Annotated in this window: 25 protein-coding genes; 14 read left to right on the forward strand and 11 right to left on the reverse strand. The window is 71.4% G+C overall.

The features are described 5' to 3' along the window. Positions 1 to 170 precede the first annotated feature (170 nt). Positions 171 to 308 carry a hypothetical protein gene (locus tag MODMU_RS28550; protein WP_166503501.1) on the reverse strand — a complete coding sequence of 46 codons (138 nt, stop codon included), beginning with the start codon at positions 306 to 308 and terminating at the stop codon, positions 171 to 173. A 70-nt stretch (positions 309 to 378) separates the two neighbouring features. Between MODMU_RS28550 and MODMU_RS14625 the strand changes: the two genes are divergently transcribed. Together MODMU_RS14625 and MODMU_RS14630 are read left to right on the forward strand one after the other, a co-directional pair. After that, the gene (locus MODMU_RS14625; RefSeq protein ID WP_014741069.1) at positions 379 to 732 is read left to right on the forward strand and encodes a glycoside hydrolase family 2 TIM barrel-domain containing protein; all 354 of its coding nucleotides are present in this window, start codon (positions 379 to 381) and stop codon (positions 730 to 732) included. Then, the gene (locus tag MODMU_RS14630; RefSeq protein ID WP_197537333.1) at positions 696 to 2,231 is read left to right on the forward strand and encodes a gluconokinase; all 1,536 of its coding nucleotides are present in this window, start codon (positions 696 to 698) and stop codon (positions 2,229 to 2,231) included. The genes MODMU_RS14625 and MODMU_RS14630 overlap by 37 nt, the downstream gene beginning before the upstream one ends. 10 nt (positions 2,232 to 2,241) lie before the next feature. On the opposite strand, the gene MODMU_RS14635 is transcribed toward MODMU_RS14630, so the two are convergent. From MODMU_RS14635 to MODMU_RS14645, 4 genes are all read right to left on the reverse strand, one after another. Next, the gene (locus MODMU_RS14635; protein ID WP_014741071.1) at positions 2,242 to 2,781 is read right to left on the reverse strand and encodes a copper chaperone PCu(A)C domain-containing protein; all 540 of its coding nucleotides are present in this window, start codon (positions 2,779 to 2,781) and stop codon (positions 2,242 to 2,244) included. Further along, the gene (locus MODMU_RS14640) at positions 2,778 to 3,341 is read right to left on the reverse strand and encodes a DUF308 domain-containing protein (protein WP_014741072.1); all 564 of its coding nucleotides are present in this window, start codon (positions 3,339 to 3,341) and stop codon (positions 2,778 to 2,780) included. The genes MODMU_RS14635 and MODMU_RS14640 overlap by 4 nt, the downstream gene beginning before the upstream one ends. A 380-nt stretch (positions 3,342 to 3,721) precedes the next feature. Then, entirely contained in the window at positions 3,722 to 3,871 is a 150-nt protein-coding gene (locus MODMU_RS28555; protein WP_166503502.1) for a hypothetical protein, read from the reverse strand. 105 nt (positions 3,872 to 3,976) lie between these two features. Further along, positions 3,977 to 4,450 (reverse strand): YflT domain-containing protein, encoded by a 474-nt coding sequence (locus MODMU_RS14645; RefSeq protein WP_051143995.1) that lies wholly within the window; start codon positions 4,448 to 4,450, stop codon positions 3,977 to 3,979. Between the two features lie 143 nt (positions 4,451 to 4,593). Here MODMU_RS14645 and MODMU_RS14650 point away from each other — a divergent pair, with 143 nt between their 5' ends. Beyond that, positions 4,594 to 5,838: an AI-2E family transporter gene (locus MODMU_RS14650; RefSeq protein ID WP_166503503.1), complete on the forward strand. Its 1,245-nt coding sequence runs from the start codon at positions 4,594 to 4,596 to the stop codon at positions 5,836 to 5,838. 85 nt (positions 5,839 to 5,923) lie between these two features. On the opposite strand, the gene MODMU_RS14655 is transcribed toward MODMU_RS14650, so the two are convergent. Beyond that, positions 5,924 to 7,624, reverse strand: coding sequence for a phospholipase D family protein (locus MODMU_RS14655; protein WP_231851636.1), 1,701 nt, complete (start codon positions 7,622 to 7,624; stop codon positions 5,924 to 5,926). 361 nt (positions 7,625 to 7,985) lie between these two features. On the opposite strand from MODMU_RS14655, the gene MODMU_RS14660 reads away from it, so the two are divergent. The 4 genes from MODMU_RS14660 to MODMU_RS14670 all read left to right on the forward strand — a co-directional run bounded on the left by MODMU_RS14660 (position 7,986) and on the right by MODMU_RS14670 (position 11,256). Continuing rightward, on the forward strand, positions 7,986 to 8,492 hold the full coding sequence (locus MODMU_RS14660) for a DUF1269 domain-containing protein (protein ID WP_014741076.1): 507 nt from the start codon (positions 7,986 to 7,988) through the stop codon (positions 8,490 to 8,492). 189 nt (positions 8,493 to 8,681) lie between these two features. Then, complete coding sequence (locus MODMU_RS14665) at positions 8,682 to 10,295, forward strand: metallophosphoesterase family protein (RefSeq protein WP_014741077.1); 1,614 nt, start codon at positions 8,682 to 8,684, stop codon at positions 10,293 to 10,295. Positions 10,296 to 10,541: 246 nt separating this feature from the next. Further along, complete coding sequence (locus MODMU_RS29125) at positions 10,542 to 10,790, forward strand: hypothetical protein (RefSeq protein WP_014741079.1); 249 nt, start codon at positions 10,542 to 10,544, stop codon at positions 10,788 to 10,790. A gap of 55 nt (positions 10,791 to 10,845) precedes the next feature. Then, a complete protein-coding gene (locus MODMU_RS14670; protein ID WP_014741080.1) occupies positions 10,846 to 11,256 on the forward strand; it encodes a trimeric intracellular cation channel family protein in 411 nt (136 codons plus the stop codon). On the opposite strand, the gene MODMU_RS14675 is transcribed toward MODMU_RS14670, so the two are convergent. Genes MODMU_RS14675 through MODMU_RS14685 form a run of 3 tightly spaced genes read right to left on the reverse strand, consistent with a single transcriptional unit; the run spans position 11,168 to position 14,219 of the window. Then, positions 11,168 to 11,866, reverse strand: a complete 699-nt coding sequence (locus MODMU_RS14675; protein WP_269454021.1) for a peptidase dimerization domain-containing protein — start codon at positions 11,864 to 11,866, stop codon at positions 11,168 to 11,170. The two genes, MODMU_RS14670 and MODMU_RS14675, sit on opposite strands and share 89 nt — an antisense overlap. Next, the gene (locus MODMU_RS14680) at positions 11,812 to 12,708 is read right to left on the reverse strand and encodes a polysaccharide deacetylase family protein (protein WP_014741082.1); all 897 of its coding nucleotides are present in this window, start codon (positions 12,706 to 12,708) and stop codon (positions 11,812 to 11,814) included. Before MODMU_RS14680 ends, MODMU_RS14675 begins: the two co-directional genes overlap by 55 nt. Further along, entirely contained in the window at positions 12,705 to 14,219 is a 1,515-nt protein-coding gene (locus tag MODMU_RS14685; RefSeq protein WP_014741083.1) for a purine-cytosine permease family protein, read from the reverse strand. Before MODMU_RS14685 ends, MODMU_RS14680 begins: the two co-directional genes overlap by 4 nt. A 114-nt stretch (positions 14,220 to 14,333) precedes the next feature. On the opposite strand from MODMU_RS14685, the gene MODMU_RS14690 reads away from it, so the two are divergent. Next, on the forward strand, positions 14,334 to 15,860 hold the full coding sequence (locus MODMU_RS14690) for a PucR family transcriptional regulator (RefSeq protein ID WP_014741084.1): 1,527 nt from the start codon (positions 14,334 to 14,336) through the stop codon (positions 15,858 to 15,860). Between the two features lie 12 nt (positions 15,861 to 15,872). Here the strand turns inward: MODMU_RS14690 and MODMU_RS14695 are convergent, their stop codons facing one another. After that, the gene (locus MODMU_RS14695; protein WP_014741085.1) at positions 15,873 to 16,679 is read right to left on the reverse strand and encodes an IclR family transcriptional regulator; all 807 of its coding nucleotides are present in this window, start codon (positions 16,677 to 16,679) and stop codon (positions 15,873 to 15,875) included. Between the two features lie 85 nt (positions 16,680 to 16,764). Next, positions 16,765 to 17,994, reverse strand: a complete 1,230-nt coding sequence (locus MODMU_RS14700; RefSeq protein ID WP_014741086.1) for a M24 family metallopeptidase — start codon at positions 17,992 to 17,994, stop codon at positions 16,765 to 16,767. A 334-nt stretch (positions 17,995 to 18,328) separates the two neighbouring features. Here MODMU_RS14700 and glyA point away from each other — a divergent pair, with 334 nt between their 5' ends. The 6 genes from glyA to MODMU_RS14730 are packed head-to-tail and all read left to right on the forward strand — an operon-like array spanning position 18,329 to position 26,010. Beyond that, positions 18,329 to 19,615, forward strand: a complete 1,287-nt coding sequence (gene glyA, locus MODMU_RS14705; protein WP_014741087.1) for a serine hydroxymethyltransferase — start codon at positions 18,329 to 18,331, stop codon at positions 19,613 to 19,615. Further along, positions 19,612 to 20,832: a sarcosine oxidase subunit beta family protein gene (locus tag MODMU_RS14710; RefSeq protein ID WP_014741088.1), complete on the forward strand. Its 1,221-nt coding sequence runs from the start codon at positions 19,612 to 19,614 to the stop codon at positions 20,830 to 20,832. The genes glyA and MODMU_RS14710 overlap by 4 nt, the downstream gene beginning before the upstream one ends. A gap of 25 nt (positions 20,833 to 20,857) precedes the next feature. Beyond that, a complete protein-coding gene (locus MODMU_RS14715; RefSeq protein ID WP_014741089.1) occupies positions 20,858 to 21,166 on the forward strand; it encodes a sarcosine oxidase subunit delta in 309 nt (102 codons plus the stop codon). Further along, complete coding sequence (locus MODMU_RS14720; RefSeq protein ID WP_014741090.1) at positions 21,163 to 24,045, forward strand: sarcosine oxidase subunit alpha family protein; 2,883 nt, start codon at positions 21,163 to 21,165, stop codon at positions 24,043 to 24,045. Before MODMU_RS14715 ends, MODMU_RS14720 begins: the two co-directional genes overlap by 4 nt. Continuing rightward, a complete protein-coding gene (locus MODMU_RS14725; RefSeq protein ID WP_014741091.1) occupies positions 24,038 to 24,640 on the forward strand; it encodes a sarcosine oxidase subunit gamma in 603 nt (200 codons plus the stop codon). Before MODMU_RS14720 ends, MODMU_RS14725 begins: the two co-directional genes overlap by 8 nt. Continuing rightward, positions 24,640 to 26,010 carry an L-serine ammonia-lyase gene (locus MODMU_RS14730; protein WP_014741092.1) on the forward strand — a complete coding sequence of 457 codons (1,371 nt, stop codon included), beginning with the start codon at positions 24,640 to 24,642 and terminating at the stop codon, positions 26,008 to 26,010. The genes MODMU_RS14725 and MODMU_RS14730 overlap by 1 nt, the downstream gene beginning before the upstream one ends. Positions 26,011 to 26,097 lie beyond the last annotated feature (87 nt).

Here is a 26,097-nt window from a genome sequence, read left to right on the forward strand (position 1 = left end):
GCGCGGGCGACGACCTGCGCCGAACGGCCGTGCGCGGGCGCGTCTGCGCAGTCCGCTCACGAGGACATCTGGGACTGGTACGCCTGCTCGACGAGCTGCCGGGCGTGCCGGCGCTCCGGGCCGACCGTCGCCGTCGGTGCGGGAGAGCGGCCGCTCGCCACCGGGCGAGCTCACGGCTTGACCACCTCGCGCGGCTGGTCGCCGACCAGGCGGCGTGCGGTGTCCAGCGCCTCGTTCTCGGCGACCCGTTGCTCGGCGACGAGCTGGAACCGCCCGTTGACCGAGAAGCGGTTCCGGGGAATGGTCATCGGCACCCCCGGTGGATGCCCGGGGCACGGGGTTCCCGACCGGCAAGCACTTCCCCGACGAGGAGGAAAGGTGCTCAGACCTCGTGACGCGGCCACCCGAGAGCGCCAGCCGCTCACCGAGCTGTGGCGGTTCCGGCTCGCTGTCGTCATCGGTCTGGACGGGGCCGACACCTACCCCGCACTGCACGCGACATCGCCGGCTCCGTGGACCGAGGAGTACTGGACCGCCCACCTCGAGATGAACCACCGGGTGTCCGGCTGCATCGACGCCGTGGTGGACGAGCAGGTGTGGCACGTCGCCGACGTCGCGACGACCCCGGGCGTCATGCGCGTCGGGGGCGACGAGAAGGGGGTCGTCACCCGAGATCGTCTGCCCAGGGGAGCAGCGTGGACGCTGCGGCGGCGCTGGCGCGGCGAGAGATGACCGGCGGTCCGCGCGATCCCGGGCTGGTCGTGGCAGTCGACATCGGCACCACCGGGGTCAAGGCGGCCGCCGTCGACGTCGACGCGGTCAGCCACGCCGACGCGGAGCGGGAGTACCCGACCGAGTCACCCCACCCGGGCTGGGTGGTGCAGGACCCGGACATGGTGGTCGACGCCGCGGCGGCGGTGGTCCGTGAGGTCTCCGGCGCCGTGACCGGGTCGGGCCATCGGGTGGCGGCAGTCGCCTTCTCTGCGGCGATGCACAGTCTGATCGCGTTGGACGCGGACGGTGCTCCCATCACCCCGTCGGTGACCTGGGCCGACGAGCGGGCACGGGCGCAGGCACGCCGGCTGCGCGACTCCGGCGACTGGCTGTCACTGCACCGCCGCACCGGCACGCCAGTGCACCCCATGTCGCCGCTGGTGAAACTGCTGTGGTTCCGGGAGGAGCAACCCGAGGTCTGGGGTCGCGCCGCCCACTGGGTGGGCATCAAGGAGTACGTCGTCCACCGCCTGACCGGGCAGCTGATGGTCGACGAATCGACCGCGTCAGCCACCGGGCTGTACGGGCTGGCCGCGCGCGACTGGGATGACGAGGCCCTCGCCCTGGCCGGTGTGCGACGTGAGCAGTTGCCGAACCTGTGTCCTCCCACGCAGATCGTGGCTGGTCTCGGCGAGGGTGTCACCGCCTGGGGGTTGCCCGTTGGTACACCGGTGGTCGTCGGCGCGAGCGACGGGGTGCTGGCCAACCTCGGTGTCGGTGCCGTGGCCTCCGGGGTGGCCGCGTGCTCGATCGGCACCAGCGGCGCCATCCGGGGCGTCGTCCCCGAGCCGCAGGTCGATGACCGGGGGCGGGTGTTCTGCTACCTGCTCGTCCCCGGTCGCTGGGTCGTCGGCGGGGCCACCAACAACGGCGGGAACATGCTGCGGTGGCTGGGCCGAGTAGTCGGTGCCGAGCTGGCCGATCCGGACACCGAGCTGACCAGGTTGGCGGCGACCGTGCCGCCGGGGGCCGAAGGCCTGCTGATGCTGCCGTACCTCGCCGGCGAGCGCGCCCCACGGTGGAGCGGCGACCCTTACGGGGCACTGCTGGGGCTCAGCCAGCGGCACGGTCGCGCCCACGTGGTCCGGGCGGCGCTGGAGGGCGTGTGCCTGCAGCTGGCTCTCGTGCTCGAGGCCATGCGGGCGTCAGGGTTGGAGCTGACCGAGCTGCGAGCAACCGGCGGCTTCGCCCGCAGCGTCTTCTGGCGTCAGCTCCTGGCCGACGTCCTGGGGACGGCCGTCGGGTTCCCGGCGAACGAGCAGGGTTCAGCGGTCGGCGCGGCCCTGCTGGGTCACGTCGCTCTCGGGCACCTGCAATCGGTCGACGAGGCAGCCGCGCTGGTGCGGGTTGCCGAGGTCGTACACCCGAACCCGGACAGGGCTGAGCTCTACCGCGCGTTGCTCCCGTCTTTCGCTGCTGTGGCCGAGGCGGTCGAGACGGTGCCCACCTGGCGGTAGCGCTGGCGGTTCAGTCTCCTCCGGCCTGCTGGCGCAGCCAGCGGTCGAGCGTCAGCCGCAGCGGAGCGCTGACGGGCGCCTTCACCGTGACCTCCCCGGCACGGTCGAACGTGAAGGTGATCGACAGGTACTCCGCGGTGCGCAACGTCTCGTCGATCTCCGCCAGCACGAGCACCGGACCGTCCGGGCCGTCGGTGAACACCGTCTCCCCCGCCGGGATGGTGATGGCCGGGTCGGACGAGGCCGGGTTCTCGTCCACCACCACCCCGGTGAAGTCCGGTCCGGTGACACCGATCAGCTGCTCGTCCTCGGTGCCCTCGTTGACCATGGCGACACCCAGCAGGGCCGCCGATCCGATGGGGTAGATCCCTTCGGGCGGGTTGTCCAGCCGGATGTTGCGCAGCTCCATGTCCCCGACCGACGCCTCCACCCCGGGGCCACCGACCCGCACGGGCCGCTCGTCGCTCCCGCATCCGGTCAGGACGACCACGGCAGTCACCAGCAGGCCGACCAGGGCGCTGCGTCGACGACGCGCCAGCTGCGTCCTCACCGCTCGACCCGGTCAGCGCCGACCAGCTCTGGGCGCCGGTCCACCCGGGCGCTGCCGAACAGCACGAGCATGATGCCATCGGTCAGCGCCTGAGCCCCGAGCAGGACGCCGAGCAGGGTGAAGCTCGCCGCGACCCAGTTCACCAGGACGACGAGCCCGAGGACCGCGGACACCACGCCGCTGAGCAGCAGAGCCGCCCGGGGAGCCCCGCGGTCGAAGGCCATCACCAAGCGGACGATCCCGCCGGCCAGGAACAGCGACCCGGCGAGGAGGGTGAGTGCCAGGATCGCCGCACCCGTGTGGCGCAGGAGCATCAACCCCCGCACCAGCAGCAGGCCGCCGCTGAGGGCGGTCGCCCAGAACCCACCACGGCCGATCGAGAACACGGCGGCGACCAGGGCGACGACGCCGCCGACCAGGGCGAGCCACCCCAGGAAGACCACCGACACCACGGTGGACCAGACGACGTGCGCCAGGACCACCAACCCGACGATGACGAGCAGGACGCCCATCACGATGTCCACGCCGCTGCGGCGGCGCCGGACCACGACATCCGTCATGCCTTCTGCCTTCGAAGAGCACAGGCCCCGCGTGACGGACAGCGCAGACCTTCGACTGCTACCCATGTCGGCCCTAGGTCACCGTCACCGGACGGGATTTCTGGATCGGGCCGTACCGGCCCGGCCACTTCGGTACGACCCGCAGGGATCGCGCGGCAGTCGGACCCGCCATGGGGCCGTCCCCCATCTTGGGGGAATGTCACGGCCGCACGGCTCGGTGCGCGCCCGTCCGGCCTTCATGTTGATCCGGAGGTGCGGCGAGCGCCCGGTCGGGATCGGCATGCGCCCGGCTGAGGAGGTCCATCAGCTTCCCTCCTGCGCGGATGCGCTTGCGGGCCCCGAGCCACACCAAGTGGGCAGTGGAGAAGGGCCTCCGACGCTCACATGCAGTGCTCTCCCTGCGCATCGGGCTTCTCGGCGGCCCGGCTCTGCTCCCGCTCGTAGCGCGCAGTCGACATCCTGCCCAGCGCGACCACCGCCGCCGAGAGGAGGAAGAACCCGACAACGGCCACAGCCGGCCACCAGGTCATCGATCCGACCTCCTTCCGGAGGCTGCCGCAGCGTGTTCTCCAGCAGTCTCCTCGTCGACCTCCGGAAGCGGGCCCGGCAATCGAGTCAATGACGATCCGGGTCGGTCAGCCGCGCAACGCGAATCGCGCGAGGAGCTCCCGAGCTCGTTCGGCATGGCCGGCTTCGCACAGCACGTCGTAGTGGCTGGCGACGACCTGGCTGGTGCTGGTGAAGTCCCGCTGTCCGCGGGTGACGGCGTAGCCGAGCGCGCCGAAGACCGCCCCGAAGACCAGGCCGATGAGCAGCCCGGTGAGGATTGAGCCGATCCAGGCGGTACCGGTGACAGCGAAGATGCCCAGCAGCAGCCCGACGAACAGGCCCCACCAGGCGCCGCTGGCGGCTCCCGCACCCATGGCCCGTCCCCAGGTCATCCGGCCGAGCACCCGCTCGACCTGGCGCAGGTCCGAGCCGATGATCGTGACGTTCTCCACGGGGAACTTCTGGTCGGACAGGTGATCGACCGCCGCCTGGGCCTGCGCATAGCTCTCGTACGACCCCACCTGCACGCCGCCCAGCGGCATGGACATCGACGTCGACATCACCTGACTCCCCTCGCAGTGCTGGAGTGTCCCAGGAATACCACGTGCGTCCTCGGGAACTACCCGGTCACGTTCCTCGGACACCTGATCTGATCTGGAGTTCGCATGACGACCACTGCACCCGGCTGCTGTTCCGCCGCGAGATGAGCGCGGGCGACGAGGTCGCTCGATCCGACGGTTTGCGCGGCGCCTCAGCCGCCGCTCTCGAGGAGCCCGACACCAGCGCGCCGGTCACCGCTGCGCCGGCCCCCTCGCCACAGCGCGGATCTCGACTGCGGCACGCCCTCGCCGAGACGGCCCGGGTCTTCGCCGAGCTGCTGCTCGTCGCTGCCGGGCTGGTCGGTCTGGGCTACCTGATCGGCGTGCTGTGGCCGGTGCTGCTCCCGGTGGTGTTCGGCCTCCTGGTCACCACCGTGCTGTGGCCCCTCACGCGCTTCCTGCGTCGGCATCGCTGGCCACCGGCCCTGGCCGCCCTCACCGTGGTGCTGCTCTTCATCGCCGCTCTGGTCGGTGTCTTCCTCCTGGTCGTCCCGCCCGTCCTGCAGCAGTCCGGGGCTGTCGTCGACGGGATCGTCGCCGGCCTGCAGCAGGTCCAGCAGTGGCTGACCGGCCCACCGCTGAACCTCGGTGAGGACCAGGTCGGACAAGCCGTCGACCGGGCCATCAACACCGTCCAGGACAACCTGCAGAACATCCTGAGCTTCGTGTTCTCCGGGGTCACCGCGGTCGGCTCGGGAGTGACCAACGCCGTCCTCGCCCTCGTGCTCACCTTCTTCTTCCTCAAGGACGGGCCCCGCTTCCTCCCCTGGCTCGGCGCTCAGACCACCCGTCCAGTCGCGCCGCACATCGCCGCGGTGTCGACGCAGGCGTGGCGGACGTTGTCGGACTTCATCCGTTCGCAGGCCCTGATCGGCTTCGTCGATGCGTTCTTCATCGCGGTCGGGCTGTTCCTGTTGGACGTGCCGCTGATCCTGCCGTTGGCGGTGCTGATATTCATCGGTGCGTTCGTCCCGATCGTCGGCGCGTTCGTGGCGGGTGGTGTCGCGGTCCTCATCGCCCTGGTCAGCAACGGATTCACCACCGCCGTCGCGGTGCTGGCAGTGATCGTGGTGGTGCAGGCGGTGGAGGGCAACGTGCTGCAGCCGATCATCCAGGGCCGCGGACTGAACCTGCCCCCCGTGATGATCCTGCTCGCCGTGACTGCGGGAGGCAGCCTGCGCGGCATCCTCGGCGCTCTGCTCGCCGTGCCGATCGCGGCGGTCGTCGCCGTCGTCTACCGCTACGTCCGCGACCTGCTCGACGGGCGGGACCCCCGCAGCGCCGCCGACGCCGACGACGAGGAGCCCGACCCGGACGATGCCGCCACTCGGCAGCCCGACGAGCGGTGAGCTGCCGGTCGGGCACTTCCCGGCGGACGACGAACGGGGTCGGGATGCGCACGTGCCCGAGGACGTGTGGCCCGTGGCGGCGATGTCAGTGCCCGCCGCGCAGCCGCATCCGCCAGGGGCGACCGTCCGGGTCGTAGCCCAGGTCGTAGAGCGGGGTGACCAGCCACCGGCGCAGGGTCCCGCCGCTGCTCCGGCGGGGATGGCTCCGCAGCCGCCCGTTCGGCCGCGGCCCCGCTCCCCCAGCGGCGTGCCAGCCATCCAGCTCCTCGGCCGCCCCGCAGATCGCCTGCACGGCGTCGTCCGGGTCGAGCAGGTCGGCGTCGTCCCCGTCGGCGCGGTCCAGGTGCTCGCGCATCAGGGTCAGCCGCAGATCACGCGCGAACGTCCGTGCGCCGTCCCCGAGTCCGCCCGGGTCGACCGGGTCCCGGCCGTCCTGCTGCTCGTCCAGGACGGCGGCGGTCAGCTCGGAGTCGTGGGTCCACGACCGCCGATTGAGGTTGGCGCTGCCGACCGCCGCCCACACGTCGTCGACGACGCAGACCTTGGCGTGCACGTAGACCGGGCGCCCAGCGGGGCTCTCCAAGTCGAACAGGTGCACCCGGTCCCCGCCGGCCGCCAGCACCGCCCGCCACGCCGAGTTCTGCCCCAGCATCGAGGCGAGCACGTCGGCCCGCCCCTCCTTGTCGGTGTAGCGGGGTGCGACGGCGACCACCTGGAGCCCCGGTGCGCGGCGCAGGGCCGCGGCGAAGACGCGTGCCACGTCGCGGGACCACAGGTACTGGTCCTCCACGTACACGAGACGCCGGGCCCGGGCCAGCGCCTTCGCGTACGCCCGGGCCACGCTCCGCTCCCCGTCCGGGGCGTACGGGTACGCCGGACGCCGTGGCGGGTAGGTGCGCAGCAGCTGGACGGTGCACGTACCGGCCGGCGCTGGCGGTGGCGCGGGCGCCGGGAGCGGACGGGCGGTCCGCGGGAGCCCGGCCAGCCGGTCCGGGACCGTCTGCCAGGGCCACCGGGTCAGCGGGGCCGGGTCTTTCCAGCGCTGCCGGAACACCGCCTCCACGTCGCGCACGACCGGTCCGCGCAGCTGCAGCTGGACGTCGTGCCACGCCGGCGTCGGGCCGTAGGCCGCGGAGAACGGGCGGGCCTGCCGGTCACCGGGATGGGTGGAGCCGTCACGACGGGAGTGCGCGGTGTCGATCCCGCCGAGGAAGGCGACGTCCTTGTCCGTGCTCGCGTCGTCCGGCGCGCCCAGCCGGGTGCGGACGACGAACTTCTGGTGGAGGCTGCCCAGCGGACGGACCCGGTGGTCCAGCAGCACCTGGCCGCCGGCCGCGTTCACCGCCACGGCGAGGTCCCGGTTGGCCCGGTAGGTGTAGCCGAGCACCTCGGAGTGCGAGCGCCACAGCAGTCCCCGGACCACGGCCCTGCGGGTCGCTGCCCCGACCAGCGCCGCGGCCACCGGTGGCCCAGCGTCGTCCAGGAACTCATCGGGCTCGGCGCGCCAACCGGCGAACAGGACGGCGTCCCCTGCGGTCGCCCCGGCCAGCGCGTCGGCGAGGACCGGCAGGTAGCTCCGGCCGTCGACCAGAGCCTGGACGTCGTTGCCCTCGCTCCAGACGGGCAACCCCGCGGCGTCGTTGCCCCGCTGCCCCGCGGACAGCAACCACGGCTCCTCGCCGCCCCGGAGAGTACGTGCCCAGCGCGGCTCGCGCCGCAGGGCAGCGGCACCCGCCTGCTGCACCACCGTTCTCCGCCAGCGGTTCGCGCTCGCGCCGAGAGTCACAGCATCGTCTCCTCGAGTCAGGGCACTGGCCCGATCCACCCGCCGCCGTCCGTCGACCGACTGGGCCAGCCTCACAGACTGGACAGCGAGCGGCCAGGCGTCTCGGGCAGGGCCGTGCGGGCGAGGGCGGCGGGCGGCTGGCCACTCGAGTTTCGAGGCGCCGCGAGACCGCGGCCCTCCGGGTCGGCACGCAGTCGAGTCGGCCCGCGCTACCTGCCGGCTCGAGGCGGGGCGGGGAGAACGATCGAAGGGCTCCGCCGGGCAGCCCGGCGACGCTGCCCGGGCATGGGTTTGCGCCTCTCGCGGGCGGAGCACTGACCAGACAGCCAGCCGCCCGTCCACCCACCATCGGAGCAGCGCTGTGGCAGATCTGGTCGTCCTGGGGTTCAGCAACCGACGCGCCGCCGAGGAGGTGTTCGATCTCGGCCAGAAGCGTGATCGAGAAGGGCTGGTCGACCTGGACGACGCCGCGCTGGTGTGGCGGGACGAGAGAGGTCGCGTTCGTGTGCAGCAATCGATCGGCACGACTGCGGTGGGGGCCGGCTTCGGTGCCGCCAGCGGTGCGCTCTGGGGCACACTGCTCGGCCTGCTCATCATGAATCCGCTGGCAGGGCTGGCGATCGGTGGACTGACCGGCGGGTCGATCGGGGCAGCATCGGGTGCTCTCAGCGACATCGGGATCGACGATGACCTGATCCGTCAGGTCGGAGAGCAACTCCAGCCCGGCAAGGCCGCGGTCTTCGTCCTCGCCCGAGGCTCTACACCGGTGCAGCTGACCGAGGCGCTCAAGTCCTATGCGCCGACCGTGCTGCAGACGAGCCTCACCGCGGATCGGGAAGCCGACCTGGTACGAGCGCTGCAGTCCTGACCGCCGTCGGGAGTCTGGTACGAGCGTGCGGCCGTCGCTGACCAGGCGGATGTGGACGGCGACTGCCCATACTGACCACCGATGACATCCAACCCTGACGCGGGTGGGCAGCCGGGGTCCGAGCCGTCCACCGGCAGTCACCGTTACAGGCTCGGCGCAGTCCGCCGGCTGCGTCGCGGTGCCGCCCGCGTGGTGGCCTTCCTGCTCCGCTGGGTGCTGCGGCTCGCCCTGCCGGTGCTGGGCGGCGCCGCGGCTCTGCAGCTGTTCCCCTATCGCGCCGTCGTGCAGCACATCCCGTTCCGCGTGGAGGGCAGCCTGCTCACCCGTCCGGGCTTGTCGGCGGACACCACCCTGGGCAGCTGGCGGTTCCCGGACGTGTCCGGGCTGCCCTTCGGTGTGCACATCGCGCCGGTGGACGTCGACGTCCTGGAGATCACTCGCGCAGCCGGCGGGGACCTGGCCGGGTTCACGCAGCGGCTGCAGGCCGACTTCACCGACCAGCTGCCGCGCATCGCCGCTTGGATCGTGGGCACCTTCCTGATCGGCGTGCTCGCCGGGCTCGCGGCAGCAGCGGCGATCAACATGTCGGTGCGCTACCTCCGGGACGCGCCGCGCCGGGCGCACGAGCTGCGGCTGCGCGCGGTTCAGCTGGGCGCGGCCCTGGTCGTCACCCTCGCCGTCGCCGGGTACGGCGCGCTGAGCTACAACCCGGACTGGGTGCGTCAGTCTCGGCTCACCGGCACCCTGGCGGCGGCCCAGCTGCTGCCCGGACAGTTGTCGGACTACTACACCCAGTCGAACAAGGTCACCGACGTGCTCGGCTCGGTGGTCGGGATCCAAGCAGAGCTGCAGCGACAGATCGACGCCGATCGGCTCGCTGACACGGCATTGCAGATCATGACCATCTCCGACATGCACCTGGAGGCCAACTACCCGCTGGTGGCCGCCTATGCGGCCAGCTACGGCGTCGACCTGATTCTGAACACCGGTGACGAGGCGGAGTTCGGCACACCGCCGGAGCTCACGCCGACCTACCTCGACGCGATGCGCGCGCTGACCGACACCACACCCATGCTGTGGGTGTCGGGCAACCACGACTCCCCTGCCGTGGAGGACGTGATGCGCACCGTCCCCGGGGTCACCGTGCTCGGGGACAGCAACGCGACCGACGACGGGTACGAGGTCAGTGCGAGCGAGGTGCAGGCCTACGGACTGAGGATCGCCGGCATCGCCGACCCGCGAGTTTACGGCGCCCCGGGCGAGTACGGCTCGGACGACCTCGACGTGGTCGATGAGCTGCAACGCTCCGCGGTCGACCAGGCGATGGAGACAGCCGACGTCGGGCACCTCGACGGCGGCGCAGCGGCCTCCGTTCCGCGCTACGACGTCTTTCTCGCCCACGAGCCGGTGGCCTTGGAACGCCTGCGGGAGCTGCTGCCCGGCCAGATCCGGCAGACCGACGCGGGGCACACCCACCAGCAGAACGCCAGCGACGAGATCCAGGACGGCACCGAACTGGACCTCGTCGAGGGCTCCACCGGTGCCGGCGGGCTGGACAACATCGCACGCGGGACCCGCCGCCCACCGACCGAGTTCAGCATCGAGTCCGTCGGCGCGGACTGCCAGTTCACCCGGGTCATCCGGTTCCAGATCCGATCCGGCGACGCCCGCCCCGCCGCGCTCGCCGACCCCGGCGTCATGGCCCAGGCCTACGGCAGGGACGTGACCGCTTCGACGGTCTACTTCCGCCCGCAGGACGTCGGCCCCGACCGCCGGTGCGGCGACGGACCTGGGCGTCGGTGAGCCAGCGCCGCTACAGCTCACCGACTGACCAAGGCCTGTCCTGGCGGTCTCGCTGGTGCGATTCAGGCTCGGGTGGTGGTGGGAGGTCCAGGAGACCGGGGACGTCGTCCCCTTCCGGGTCAAGCGGGTCGATGATCGGCTGGTCAAGACCTCGATGCCCGGCCAGTACGTGACCGTCAAGGTGCTGATGCCCGACGGCGTCCACCAGCCCCGGCAGTACCGTCTCACCCGAGGTCGCGCATCTCGTTGTCGCCGATCGAGTTCGCGACATTGCCCGTCCTGTCGACCAGTTCCTCCTACTGCTCGTCTCGGCCGCTGGTCTGCCAGGTCGATGGCGTGCAGGCCGATCCCGTTGGCCTGCTCGCCAAGGCCCTGCTGATCGACATCGACCCCGCCACCCGCTGGGCGATCCCGCTGATCAGCGGTGCCGCGTCCGACGCCGCTCCCGGCCAGCCCGCCGCACCTCGATCGACGGCGGCGACAGATCCGGAATGACCCATTCGCGGGGCTCCCGCTCACCGCGCGGGACGGTGCAGGAAGGATGGGTCCCGTGATCGCCGGGGGCACGGTGCTGCTGTTCCTCGACCTTCTCGGCACTTTCGCCTTCGCGCTCAACGGAGCACTGACTGCGCTGCGCGCGACGCGGCTGGACATCGTCGGTGTCGTCACCCTGGGGATGATCACCGCGGTCGGGGGCGGGACCATCCGCGACGTCTTGCTGGACAGCCTGCCCCCGGCCACGTTCGCCGACTGGCGTTACTACGCGGTGGCCGCCGCCGGCGGCCTGATCGCCTTCCTCCTCGGCCGTCACCTGGAACGGCTCAACAGGCCGATCAACGTGCTGGACGCCGTGGGGCTGGCCCTGTTCGCCGTCACCGGCGCCACCAAGGCGGTCGGCCTGGGCTTCGGCCGGTGTCCAGGGTCGGCTGGACAACCGGCGCGAAGGTGGCGGAGTGGTTGACCGGGACGTCCTGCGCGACCCGCCCAGCCTGCAGCGCCCGGTCATAGCTGTCGGGGTCGATGCCCCCGATGAACCAGTAGGTGTACGGCGCGCCCAGCGAGGTGGCGATGTCGCTGAAGTCCTCACTGGCCGACTGCTGCCCCACCGGCGTGGCGCGGTCGCCGAAGAAGCCGGTGAACGCCGAGGCCACCCGCTCGGTGGCCGCGCCGTCGTTGTCGGTCAGCGGGAACCGGTCGAACAGCTCGAAATCCGGCTCCTTGGCACACCCCGACGCCTCACACTCGGCGCGGACGATCCGGCGGATCGCGTCGAGGACGAGGGTGCGGGTCGCCTCGGTGTAGGTGCGGACGTTGAGCTGCAGCACCGCCTGGTCGGGGATCACGTTGCTCTTGGTGCCCGCCTGGATACTGCCCACCGTGAGGACCGCCGTCTCCCCGGGCGCCACCTCCCGTGATACCACCGTCTGCAGCCGCACCACGATCATCGCGGCCAGCACCACCGGATCGACCGCAGCCTGCGGCCTCGAGCCGTGTGCCTCCGCCGCAGCGGGGTGTCTCAGTGTGCCGGTGCCGGCCGTGCGCCGGTGCGGTCGAAGTAGCCCTCGGGGCACTCCACCCGCCGGATCTGCCGCACCTCCTGCACGGTCCGTGCCGCGTGCTCGGCGATCTCGCCCAGCGTGGCGACCCACATCCCGTCCAGCGCCCGCACGTCCTCGATGAGCCGCTCGAGGGCCGCGGCCTTCGACGGCCGGCCGGAGATGAACGGGTGGTTCGTGAGCACGAAGCACCCGCCCTCCGCGTGGTGTGCCTGTGCCTCCAGCAGCCACATCTCGTGCACCTTCGCCGGGCTCTCGATCACGCCGCTACCGGTCCAGCCGGGGTAGAACGCGTACTGCTCCCAGTCGTCCAGCGTCCAGTCGACCGGGATCTCCACCAGGCTGCCCCGCCCGCTCGCACCGGAGAACCGGTACGGGACGTCGCCGTCGAGCAGGCTCGAATCGTAGGTGAACCCCCGCTCGATGAGCAGGTCCGCGGAGTGCCAGTTCATCTCCCACCACGGCGCTCGGTAGCCGGTGGGACGGACGCCCAGCCGGTCCAGGGCCTCGAGCCCGCGGTCGATGTACTCTGCCTCGGCCTCGGCGGAGATGCCCTGCATCGGTTCGTGGAGGTAGCCGTGGTGGGCGACCTCGTGCCCGCCGTCGATGATCTGCCGCACCATGCCGGGGTAGGTGTCGGCGGTGAACCCGGGCACGAAGAAGGTGGCTCGCACCTGCTGCCGTTCCAGCAACCGCAGCAACCGGGGGACGCCGACCCGGGGCCCGTAGGCCTGGTGGGTCATCAGCGACATCCGGGACGACGCCGCCGGGTCGTGCGCGAGCACGCAGGACTCCGCGTCCACGTCGAAGGTGAACGCCGCCGCGGCGCGACGGCCGTCCGGCCAGGTGGCGGTCATGCCACCACCTCGGGCGCCTCGGCGGAGCTGGTGGTGGGGGCTGCGCCAGCGGACCGGGGCGCCGGGATCCGGTGCGGGGCCACGGCGTCGTACTTCGCCGCCACGATCGGGCCCAGCACGGCGTACACCGCAGCGCTGGTGACCCCGCCGGCCAGCCAGCTCAGGTCGACGCCGCCCATGGCCACGGCGATGGGCCCCTGGAAGATCGGGATCAGCCCGTACATGAACAACCAGGTGGCGAAGATGCCGGTGAAGAAGGCCACGTAGCCGGCCCAGTTGACGTCGGGCAGTCGACGGGTGCCCACGGGGTCGAACAGCCGGTCGACCTGCACGCGGCCACGCTCGATCCGGTAGTAGTGCACGAGCATGATCCCGCCCCACGAGGCGATCCAGGCCACCAGGCCGACCAGCCAGGTGTCCAGCACCGACGCGAAGTCGCCCGCGAAGATGAAGAAGACGACGACGACCATGGTCAGGCCGCCGACGAGGACGCTCAGCGTGCGACGGGAGACCTTGACGTCGAGCGCCTGGGCCGCTACCGAGAAGGTGTAGAGGTTGAGGATGTTCGTCGCGATCGGACCGTGCAGCACCAGCAGCAGGACCGGGATCGCGAGCGCCCCGAAGTTCTGCACGACCAGCTGGCCGGGGTCGACGTCGCCGTTCTTGGTCGCCAGGGTCGCGCCGAGCACGCCGAGCCACACGACCGGGATGAACTGGCCGAGGGTGCTGGCCAGGTACAACCTGCGCCGGGGCATCCGGACGCTGACGAAGCGCGAGTAGTCGGCGGCGTAGGTGAACCAGGTGATCCCCCAGCCGATGCCGATCGCGGTCATGATCGCGGTCATCGCCGCCAGCCGGGCACCGCCGGTCAGCACCGCGCCGGACGGGCCGGCGTAGGACCAGTCGATGTCCAGGAAGAACCAGGCGAACACCGACATGAGCACGAGGACGGCGATCGTCGGCGGGACGGTCCAGCGCTCGAAGGCGGCGATGGCGCGGTAGCCGAGCCAGGAGATGACCACCTGGATGACCATGATGAAGAGGGCGACCGCGATCTTCGCCGCGTAGTTGTCCGCCGCCGGGTCGACGATGCCCAGCTTCCCGAACAGCGCCATGACCAGGTCCAGCACGATCCAGGTGTTCACCGCGCACCAGCCGATGACCAGCACGGCCTGGATGGCCGAGGGCAGGTAGTTGCCGCGCCGGCCGAACGCGCCGCGGCCGAGGACCATCCCGGTGACGCCGGTCGCCTGCCCCATCAGGACGAACAGCCCGAAGACGCCCATGCCGATCAGGTTGCCGACGACCAGGACGATCAGCGTGTCGCGCAGGCCCAGGCCGAGGTTGACGCCGAGCGCACCCAGCACCCAGTTGATCGGGGCGATGTTGGCGCCGCACCAGATCCAGAACTGACCGGAGACCTTGCTGGTGCGCGAGCCCTCGGGAATCGGTTGGAGCTGGTCCTCCACGTCGTGGATCGAGGACGGCGGTGATTGGTTCGGGGCGGACATGGCGGCCTCCGGTTGACGGGGCAGAGCGGGGTCGTCACATGGTGGGTGTTGCGATTCACTGCCGACAAGACGCAGAGTGTCGTCCGTGGGCTGCCAAGTTCCTGACAATTCGTCATGCGGTTGACGCTCGGCGGTGCGCTGCGTCACCCCAGCCTCCGTCCTGGCCAGCCACGACTCCTCACCGGCACCGCTGGCCTGCAGCGCCGGGTGCGCTGGGTGCACTCGAGCGAGGTGCTGGAGATCGCGTCCCTGCTGCGCGGCGGGGAGCTCCTGCTGACCGGCGGGGCGGTGCTCGCCGGCGCGTCCGCTGCGGACCAGCGGCGCTACATCACCGAACTCGCCGACCGGCACGTCACGGCTGTGGCGATCGAGACCGGTCCGCGCCTGCCGGCGGTGCCCCCCGCGGTGGTGAGCCAGGCCGACGTCCTGGGCTTCCCGGTGATCCAGCTGCGCCGTCAGATCCCCTTCGTCGACGTCGCGGAGGCGGTCAACGCCGAGTTGGTCGACGCCTCGGTGACCCGGCTCCGGCACGGCGGGCAGCTGGCGCACGAGCTGTCGGCCGTCCTCGCCGACGGAGGGGACGTGACGGGGCTGCTGGAGACCCTGGTGCAGCGCACCAGCCTGACCGCGGCACTGTTCGACAGCTCCGGCGAGCTGCTCAGCGAAGTGCTCGCGGCCCACGCACCCGAAGGGCTGCGGACCGGACCGCACCACGGGGTGACCTCGCGGATCACCGTCCGGGGTGCGCACGCCGCGACCCTGGTGTTCCACCCGCGCGCCGACACCGATCTCGACCTGCTGGGCGTCGTGACCGAGCGGGCCGCGGAGGCGCTGGGGCTGGCGCTGCTGCGGTCGCAGGGCCCGTCCACCCGCGACCTGGCCGCCAGCGAGCTCGCCCGTCTCGCCGGGCGGGCGACGCAGGACCGCGCCCGGCTCGCCCACCTGGCGCAGGTCGTCGGGCTCTCCCCCGCCGACCCGGTCGTGGGTCTCACGGTCCTGACCGCCGTCCCCGGAGCGGGCCTGCCGGGGCTGGACGGGCTGCTGCGCCCGCACGGACGCACCGCGATGGACACCTCGGACACGGAGGTGAGCGTCGTGCTCTCGCTGACCGACCGGAGGCGGGCCGGTACCCACCGGGCCGAGCTGGTGGCCGGACTGGTCGAGTGGGCCCGGGAGCTGGACGGCGTGGTCGTCGGGGTGGGACCGGTGGTCGCCGACCTGGCCGCGGTGTCGACGTCCATGGGGTTGGCGGTGGCGGCACTGCGGCAGCGGACCGCCTACGGTCCGGGCTCGGTCGTGGACGCGGCGACCCTCGTCATGGAGACACTGCTGGACGGCGACGCCTCACCGACCGCGCGGGCACGGTTCGTCCGGGGTCAGTTGTCGATGCTGCTGGCCCTGCGTCCCAACGACGCCGAACTGCTCATGCACACCCTGGAGACCTACCTGGACTCCGGGTGCAACAAGACCGCCGCCGCAGCGCTGCTGCACCTGCAGCGGCAGTCGCTATACGGGCGCCTGGAGCGGGCCTTCGGCCTGCTGGGCGGGGACCCGACCGGCACGCCCCGGGCGCTCCCCCTGCACCTGGCGCTGCGGCTGCGGCACGGCCTCGGGCAGCTGGCCGGCGAGCACGCCTCCTGAACGGGCCCGGGCTCAGCCTCCGCCCAGTCGCGAGGTGATGGCCACGGCGGCGCCGGTGACCGCCTCCTTCAGCAGGCCCAGCTGGTCGGTGGACACGCGGAACCGCGGCGCGGACAGCAACAGCGCGGCCACCGGTTCCCCCCGGTGGTCGAACACGGGGGCAGCCACACCGACCTCTTCCAGAGAGGTCTCGCCGTAGTTGGTCGCGTGCCCCCGGTTCGCGACGTCCTGCAGCCTGACCAGGTAGGCGTCGAGCGTGGCCTCGGTGAGCCCGGGCAGGTCGATCGTACCCTTCAGCAGCAGGCTGCGGACGGCGAAGGGCTCCATCCGGGCGAGGAAGACCTGCACCGAGGAGCTGGCGGCGGTGTTGTAGCGCGTCCCCAGCGGCGTCGTGTGCTTGACCTGGTGCAGGCTCGGCACCTGCTCGACGCACACGGCCTCCCCGCCGTCCCACAACATGAGCGCCACGGTCTCGCCGGTCTGCCGGCTGAGCTGGTGCAGCAGCGGATAGGCCACCCGCCGGACGTCAAGGTCGGCGAGGAGCGGACCAGCCATGGCGATCACGCCGAGGCCGAGCCGGAAGCGCCGGGTGGACGGGTCGCGCTCCACCAGGTCCTCGGACTCCAGCGTCGCCAGGATCCGGGACACCGTGCTCTTGTGCAGACCGACCCGGGTGGCGATCTCGGAGACCCCGAGCAGCGGCTCGTCGACGCCGAAGGAACGCAGGACGGCGATGCCGTTCCGCAGCACCGAGATGCCGCGCGCCTCGCCGTTCTCCGCGGTGTCGTCGGGGACGTCGGGGCCACCGCTGGCCGTCATCGTGCTCCTCTCGTAGTGGGTCGCGGACGCGACGATGCCATGCCGCGGGCCGGGCCCGCGGCATGGCATCGCCGTCCAGCGGCGGTCAGGCGCCGAGGATGTTGTGCTCGGGACCGAAGGGGAAGTGGGTGATGTTCTCGGCCCCGCCGTCGGTCACGACGAGGATGTCGTGCTCCCGGTAGCCGCCGGCGCCGGGCTGCCCCTCCGGGACCATGATCATCGGCTCCATGGAGACGACCATCCCCGGCTCCAGAACGGTGTCGATGTCCTCGCGCAGCTCAAGGCCGGCCTCCCGGCCGTAGTAGTGGCTCAGCACGCCGAAGGAGTGCCCGTACCCGAAGGTCCGGTTCGGCAGCAGGCCGTGGCCGATGTAGATCTCGTTGAGCGTGTGCGCGATGTCCGAGCAGCGGGCGCCTGGCTTGATCAGCTCCAGGCCGGCCCGGTGCACGGCCACGTTGATCTCCCACAGCTCCAGCGAGCGCTTGTCGGGCTCCCCGTAGAAGAGGGTCCGCTCGAGGGCGGTGTAGTAGCCCGAGGTCATCGGGAAGCAGTTGAGGCTGAGGATGTCGCCGCGCTGCACCTGGCGGGTGGTCGGCCAGTTGTGCGCACCGTCGGTGTTGATGCCGGACTGGAACCACACCCAGGTGTCCCGGATCTCGCTGTGCGGGAAGGTCCGGGCGATCTCGCGCACCATGGCGTTCGTGCCGGCCAGGGCGACCTCGAACTCCGGCACGCCCTCGGTGATGGCCTCGCGGATGGCCTCGCCACCGAGGTCGCCGATCCGCGCGCCGTGCGTGATGACCTCGATCTCCTCGGCCGACTTCACCATCCGCTGGCGCATCGCGGCCTTGGAGATGTCGGACAGCACGGCGTCGGGGAAGGCGGCGGCGAACTTCTGCCGCTGCTCCAGCGGCAGGCTGTCGTCCTCCACCCCGATCCGGCCGGGGTTCACGCCGCGGCTGCGCAGGCTCTCCCGGATCACCCAGATGTAGTTGTCCCGGTGCCAGTCGGTGTAGACGACGTTGTCCCCGAAGGTGCGGCGCCAGGGCATGCCTGCGTCGATGTTGGCCGAGACGGTGAACTGGTCGTCCTGGGTGACGACGTAGGCGTACGGCCGGCCGAAGGACGTGTAGAGGAAGTCCGAGTAGTACTTCACGTTGTGGTACGAGGTGAGCAGGGTCACCTCGACGCCCTCCTCGGCCATGATCTTGCGCAGCGACGAGAGCCGGCGCTCCATTTCCTCGTCGGAGAAGGTCAGCTGGGCCTTCTCACCGTTGCGGATCAGCTTCAGGCGTTCGAGCTCGGCGACGGACATGGGGTTCTCCTCGTTCATGGGGTGGGCAGCCACGGTCGTGCATGGCGTCGAGGAGGGCTTCCGACCTCCGGGACGGCGACGTCGATGAGGGGTCGACACCGAGCACGCTGGTGCCACAGTTGCTCATCGCGCAACGCTGTTGCGCAACATATGAGTGAGACTCACCACTGTCAAGGATCGAATCCCGGTGTGCGACCCCAGTCAGTGGGCGTCCTTTGAGCTTCTAAGACGACACGCCTGAGTCATGCGGGAATGCCTTGACGGTGACATGGATCGCATCTATGTTGCAGCAGAAGCAACCGTGTTGCGCATCTTCTAAGAAGGAGGACCGGCTGTGACCGACATCCTTGACCTCGAGCTCAGCGAGCTCGATCCCGACGTGCACACCGCCGTCACCGCCGAGCTGCACCGCCAGCAATCGACGCTGGAGATGATCGCGTCGGAGAACTTCGCTCCGTCAGCGGTGATGCAAGCCCAGGGCTCGGTGCTCACCAACAAGTACGCCGAGGGGTATCCGGGCCGCCGCTACTACGGCGGCTGCGAGCACGTGGACGTCGTCGAGCAGCTGGCGATCGACCGGGTGAAGGCGCTCTTCGGCGCGGAGGCGGCCAACGTCCAGCCACACTCGGGCGCCCAGGCCAACGCGGCGGCGATGTTCGCGCTGCTCGACCCGGGCGACACCATCCTCGGCCTGGACCTGGCGCACGGCGGTCACCTCACCCACGGCATGCGGCTCAACTACTCGGGCAAGCTCTACGACGTCGTCGCCTACCACGTGCGCGAATCGGACCTGTGCGTCGACATGGAGGAGGTCGAGCGGCTCGCCCGGCAGCACCGTCCCAAGATGATCGTCGCCGGCTGGTCGGCCTACTCCCGGCAACTGGACTTCGCCGAGTTCCGCCGGACCGCCGACCTGGTCGGCGCCTACCTGATGGTCGACATGGCGCACTTCGCCGGCCTCGTCGCCGCCGGCCTGCACCCCAGTCCCGTGCCCTACGCCGACGTCGTCACCACGACCACGCACAAGACCCTCGGCGGTCCCCGTGGTGGGGTGATCCTGAGCAAGGCGGAGTTGGCCAAGAAGATCAACAGCGCTGTCTTCCCGGGGCAGCAGGGTGGGCCCCTGGAACACGTCATCGCCGCCAAGGCCGTCGCCTTCAAGGTCGCCGCGACGGAGGAGTTCCGGGAACGCCAGCAGCGCACCCTCGACGGTGCCCGGGTGCTCGCCGACCGACTGCTGGCCGACGACGTCCGTGACGCCGGCATCTCCGTCCTGACCGGCGGGACCCAGGTCCACCTCGTCCTCGTCGACCTGCGCAACTCCACGCTCGACGGTCAGCAGGCCGAGGACCGGCTGCACCGGATCGGGATCACCGTCAACCGCAACGCGGTCCCCTTCGACCCGCGGCCGCCGATGGTCTCCTCCGGCCTGCGCATCGGCACACCGGCGCTGGCCACCCGGGGCTTCGGCACCACGGAGTTCCGCGAGGTCGCCGACATCATCGCCACCGCGCTGACGGACGAGCTCACCGACGACGTGGCAGTCGAACTGCGCGATCGCGTGGCGGCCCTGGCCGCGAAGTTCCCGCTGTACCCGCACCTGAACGGGGCCTCGGTGTGACCACTCAGCCACTGCCCGAGCACCCGAGCTGGCTCTGGCGCAACCCGGAGCCCAAGCCCTCCTACGACGCGGTCATCGTCGGCGGCGGCGGTCACGGACTCGCCACCGCCTACTACCTGGCCAAGAACCACGGGATCACCAACATCGCGGTGCTGGAGAAGGGGTGGCTCGCCGGCGGCAACATGGCCCGCAACACCACGATCATCCGCTCGAACTACCTGTGGGACGAGAGCGCCGGCATCTACGAGTTCGCCCTGAAGCTGTGGGAGCAGCTGCCCGCAGAACTGGACTACGACTTCCTCTTCAGCCAGCGCGGGGTGCTGAACCTGGCGCACACGCTGCAGGACGTCCGGGAGGCCTCCCGGCGGGTCAATGCCAACAAGCTCAACGGCGTCGACGCCGAGTGGCTGGACACCGACGAGGTCGCCAAGGTCTGCCCGATCGTCAACGTCTCCCCCGACGTCCGGTACCCCGTGCTCGGGGGCACGTTCCAGCCGCGGGCCGGCATCGCCAAGCACGACCACGTGGCCTGGGCCTTCGCGCGGGCCTGCGACGCCCTGGGCGTCGACGTCATCCAGCACTGCGAGGTCACCGACTTCGTGAAGGACGGCGACCGCGTGGTCGGCGTGGAGACCACCCGCGGCCGGATCGCCGCCGGGGTCGTCGGTCTCGCCGCCGCGGGGCACAGCAGCGTGCTCGCCGAGAAGGCCGGGTTCCGGCTGCCGGTGCAGTCGCACCCGCTGCAGGCCCTCGTCTCGGAACTGCACGAACCGGTGCACCCCACCGTCGTCATGTCCAACCACGTGCACGTCTACGTCTCCCAGGCGCACAAGGGCGAGCTGGTGATGGGCGCCGGGGTCGACTCCTACAACGGCTACGGGCAGCGCGGCTCCTTCCACGTCATCGAGAACCAGATGGCCGCCGCGGTGGAGCTGTTCCCGATCTTCGCCCGGGCGCACGTGCTGCGGACCTGGGGCGGGATCGTCGACGTCTCCCCGGACGCCTCGCCGATCATCGGCGCGACGCCGGTGGAGAACCTGTACGTCAACTGCGGCTGGGGTACCGGCGGCTTCAAGGCCACCCCCTCGGCCGGTTGGACGATGGCGCACACGATGGCCACCGGGCAGCCGCACCCGCTCAACGCGCCCTTCGCGCTGGAGCGGTTCACCACCGGCGCCCTGATCGACGAGCACGGCGCCGCCGCCGTGGCCCACTGAACCGGCTGCCCGAGAGGAGCCCAGCATGCTGCTGCTGACCTGTCCCTGGTGCGGACCCCGGGACGAGACCGAGTTCTCCTACGGAGGCCAGGCCCACGTGGCCCACCCCGGCACGCCGGCGGACCTGACCGATGCGGAATGGGCGGAGTACCTGTTCTTCCGGGACAACCCCCAGGGCCCCTTCGCCGAGCGCTGGGTGCACAGCATCGGCTGCCGCCGCTGGTTCAACGCCGTGCGGGACACGCTCACCTACCAGGTGCTGGCGGTCTACAAACCCACCGACCCGCGCCCCGCTGTCGCCCTGGCGACCACCTCCCCGGAGACATCGCTGTGACCACCCAGACCTCCCGGCTGCCCACCGGCGGCCGGATCGACCGCGACACCGAGCTGCACGTCACCGTGGACGGCGTCCACCTGACCGGCCATCCCGGCGACACCGTCGCCTCGGCGTTGCTGGCCAACGGCCGGCTCGAGGTGGCCCCGTCCATCTACCGCGGCCGGCCGCGCGGCATCGTGGCCGCCGGCGTGGAGGAGCCGAACGCCTTGCTGCGGGTGGCCGGCGACTGCGCGGAGTCGATGCTGCCCGCCACCACCGTGTCGCTGGTGGCGGGGCTGATCGCGCAGACCCTCTCCGGGGTGGGTCGGCTCGACCCGACACCGGACGAGGCCGTCTATGACAAGAAGTACCTCCACACCGACGTCCTCGTGGTCGGCGCCGGGCCGGCCGGACTCGCGGCCGCGTCCGCGGCGGCCCGCTCCGGCGCGCGCGTCATCCTCCTCGACGAGCAGCCCGAGCTCGGTGGCTCCCTGCTGTCGGGCAGCCGGGAGACCGTCGACGGGCTGCCCGCGACCGACTGGGTGGCGCACGTCTCCGCGGAGCTGGCGTCGGCACCCGAGGTCGTCGTGCTGCCCCGCACCACCGCCTTCGGCAGCTACGACGACAACTACGTGCTCGCCGTGCAGCACCGCACCGACCATCTGCCCGGCCCGGCCGCGGAGGGCGTCTCCCGGCAACGGGTCTGGCACGTCCGCGCCCGGCAGGTCGTGCTGGCCACCGGCGCGCACGAGCGACCGCTGGTGTTCGCCGGCAACGACCGCCCCGGGGTGATGCTCGCCGCCGCGGTGCGCAGCTACCTCAACCGGTACGCGGTCGCCGCCGGGTCGCGGGTGGTCGTGGCCACCACCAATGACAGCGCCTACGACACCGCGGCCGACCTGCTCGCCGCAGGCATCGACGTGGCCGCGGTCGTCGACGCGCGGCCGGAGCTCTCGGCCCGGGCCGGCGAGCTCGCCGCGGCCGGCGTCCGCGTCGTCCCCGGCAGCGCCGTGGTGGAGACCCTCGGCACCTCCCGGGTCACCGGCGTCCTGATCAGCGCCCTGGATGCCGACGGCCTGCTTGCCGGGGAGGTCGAGCAGCTGGACGCCGACCTGCTCGCGGTCTCGGGCGGATGGAGCCCGGTGGTGCACCTGCACAGCCAGCGCCGGGGCGGGCTCCGCTGGGACGAGGCCCTCTCGGCGTTCGTGCCGGTCGGCGCGGTGCCCGACCAGCAGGTGGTGGGTTCGGCGCGGGGCACCTTCTCCCTCGCCGACTGCCTGACGGAGGGAACCGCCGCCGGGATCACGGCTGCGGTCGCCACCGGGTTCTCCGTCGAGATGGACGCCCCGGTCGGCGTCGGCTCGTCGTCCGCCGGCCCCGTGCACCCGCTGTGGGTCGTCCCGGGCCGCAGCGGCGACCCGGCGGAGTGGGACGAGCACCTGGTGGACCTGCAGCGCGACCAGACGGTCGCCGACGTGTGGCGGGCGACCGGCGCCGGCATGCGCAGTGTCGAGCACGTCAAGCGGTACACCTCGATCGGCACCGCCAACGACCAGGGCAAGACCTCCGGGGTCAACGCGATCGGCGTGATCGCCGCCGCCCTCGGGAACGCCGACGTCGGCGAGATCGGGACGACGACCTACCGGGCGCCCTACACGCCGGTGGCATTCGCCGCCCTGGCCGGCCGGGAGCGGGGGGAGCTCTTCGACCCCGAGCGCACCACTCCAGTCCACCCGTGGCACGTGGCACACGGGGCGGCCTTCGAGATCGTCGGCCAGTGGATGAGGCCCTGGTACTTCCCCGAGGAGGGCGAGGACATGGACGCCGCGGTCGCCCGGGAGTGCCGGGCGGCGCGCACCGGCGTGGCGATGATGGACGCAACGACGCTGGGCAAGATCGAGATCTGGGGACGCGATGCCGGGGAGTTCCTCAACCGGATCTACACCAACGCCTTCAAGAAGCTCCCGGTCGGTTCCGCCCGGTACGGGGTGATGTGCAAGCCGGACGGCATGATCTTCGACGACGGGGTGACCCTCCGCCTCGCCGACGACCGGTACTTCATGACCACCACCACCGGCGGTGCCGCCCGCGTTCTCGACTGGCTCGAGGAGTGGCTGCAGACCGAGTGGCCGGAGCTGGAGGTCTTCTGCACCTCGGTGACCGAGCAGTGGACGACGGTCGCGGTGGTCGGGCCGCAGTCACGGCAGGTGATCGCCCGGCTCGCCCCGGACCTGGACGTGTCCAACGAGGCCTTCCCGTTCATGACCTTCCGGGAGACCACCCTCGCCTCCGGCGTCCCGGCCCGGATCTGCCGGATCTCCTTCTCCGGTGAGCTGGCCTACGAGGTGAACGTGGCCGGGTGGTACGGCCTGGCGGTGTGGGAGCAGGTGTACGCCGCGGGCGCGGACCTGGGCATCACGCCGTACGGCACCGAGACCATGCACGTGCTGCGGGCGGAGAAGGGCTACCCGATCGTCGGGCAGGACACCGACGGGACCGTCACCCCCCAGGACGCCGGCATGGCGTGGATCGTCTCCAAGCAGAAGGACTTCGTCGGCAAGCGGTCCTTCACCCGACCGGACGCCGCCCGCACCGACCGCAAGCACATGGTTGGGCTCCTGCCGGCCGACGCGACGACCCGACTTCCGGAGGGAACGCAGGTGATCGCGCCCGACGTGCCGCTCACCGCAGCCGAGGGACCGGTCCCGATGCTGGGCCACGTCACCTCGAGCTACGACAGCCAGGCCCTGGGCCGGCCGTTCGCGCTGGCGCTGATCGCCGACGGCAGGAACCGGATCGGGCAGACCCTGATCGCTCCGGTCGGCGACACCCTGGTCCCCGTGACGGTGGCCGAACCCGTGCTCTACGACCCGGAGGGAACCAAGCGAGATGGCTGACCTGACCACGCTGCGTCGCAGCCCGTTGGAGAACCTGCACGACCGCTTCCGGACGGCGCGCGTTCCTGGCGAGCGCGGAGTGACGCTGACCGAGGTGCCATTCCTCACCATGGTGAGCGTCCGGGTCGACCCCGGCTCGGCCGCCTTCGGCCGGCTCGGCCGGCAGCTGCGGGTCGAGCTCCCCTCCGCCTGCGGCCAGGTCGCGTCGGCCGGCGGGCACAGCGTGCTGTGGCTCGGCCCGGACGAGTGGCTCGTGATCTCCCAGGCCGATCCCGATGCGCTGGTCGCCGAGCTGCGCAGCTCACTGGCGGAGGACCACGGCTCGGTGGTCGACGTGTCGGCCAACCGGACCACGCTGGAGCTCAACGGTCCCGCAGCCCGGCACACCCTGGAGAAGGGGTGCCCGGTCGACCTGCACCCGCGGTCGTTCTCCCCGGGCACCGCGGTGGCCACCACAGTGGGTCGCATCCCGGTGCTGCTCTGGCAGACCGGTGCCACGACCTACCGGGTGCTGCCCCGGGCGTCCTTCGCCAACTACGTGGCCCGCTGGCTGCTCGACGCGACCACCGAGTTCGCCAGTGCGCAGGTGCCGTGATGGCGCTGTCCGCATTCGACCTCTACTCGGTCGGCATCGGCCCCTCCTCCTCGCACACGGTGGGGCCGATGCGCGCAGCCAAGACGTTCGTCGACGGCCTTGCCTCGGCCGGCCGGCTGCCGGAGGTGGCCCGGGTGCAGGCGGAGCTGTTCGGCTCCCTCGGCGCGACCGGTCACGGCCACGGCTCGGCCAAGGCGGTGGTGCTCGGCCTGGAGGGTGAGGAACCGGCCACCGTCGACACCGAGTCCTCCGACGCCCGGGTGGCCGCGGTGCGGGAGCAGCGGAGCCTGCTGCTCGCCGGCAAGCAGCCGATTGCCTTCGACAGCGACGCGGACCTGGTGCTGCACCGCCGCCGGTCCCTGCCCGCCCACCCCAACGGCATGGTGTTCCGCGCGCTCGACGCCGACGGCGCGCTGATCGCCGAGCGCACCTACTACTCCGTGGGTGGCGGCTTCGTCGTCGACGAGGCGGCCAGCGGAGCCGACCGGGTCGTGCTGGACGACACCCCGCTGCCGTTGGCCTTCACCACCGGTGGGCAGCTGCTCGAGCACTGCCGCCGAGAGGGCATGTCGATCAGCGACGTGATGCTGGTCAACGAGCAGGTGTGGCGCAGCGTGGCCGAGATCCGCGCCGGGATGCTGCACCTGTGGTCGGTCATGCAGGCCTGCGTGGACCGAGGTTGCCGGCGCGAGGGCGTGCTCCCCGGCGGGTTGAAGGTGCCGCGGCGGGCCCCCGGGCTCTTCCAAGAGCTCAGCCAGGGCAACGTCGCCGACCCGCTGCACGTGATCGACTGGGTCGACCTGTACGCCCTCGCGGTCAACGAGGAGAACGCCTCCGGCGGCCGGATCGTCACCGCGCCCACCAACGGCGCCGCCGGCATCGTGCCTGCGGTGCTGCACTACTACGCACGGTTCGTCCCCGGTGCCGACGACGACGGCATCGTCCGGTTCCTGCTCACCGCCGCCGCGATCGGGATCCTGTTCAAGGAGAACGCGTCCATCTCCGGAGCCGAAGTCGGCTGCCAGGGCGAGGTCGGCTCGGCCTGCTCGATGGCGGCCGGCGCCCTGTGCGAGGTGCTCGGCGGCACCCCGGAGCAGGCCGAGAACGCCGCCGAGGTCGGCATCGAGCACAACCTGGGCCTCACCTGCGACCCGGTCGGCGGCCTGGTGCAGATCCCGTGCATCGAGCGGAACGCGATCGCCAGCGTCAAGGCGATCAACGCTGCCCGGCTCGCCCTGTCCGGCAACGGCAGCCACAAGGTCAGCCTGGACAAGGCGATCAAGACGATGCGCGAGACCGGTGCGGACATGAAGGTCAAGTACAAGGAGACCTCGCGCGGCGGCCTGGCCGTCAACGTCATCGAGTGCTGACTCCCGGATCGACCCCTGCCTCGAACCCGGCCACTGACCCGACCTGCACGAACGACCGGACCCGGACGGGCGCCGGACCATCCGCAG

The organism is Modestobacter italicus, assembly GCF_000306785.1.
Classification (GTDB): Bacteria; Actinomycetota; Actinomycetes; order Mycobacteriales; family Geodermatophilaceae; genus Modestobacter; species Modestobacter italicus.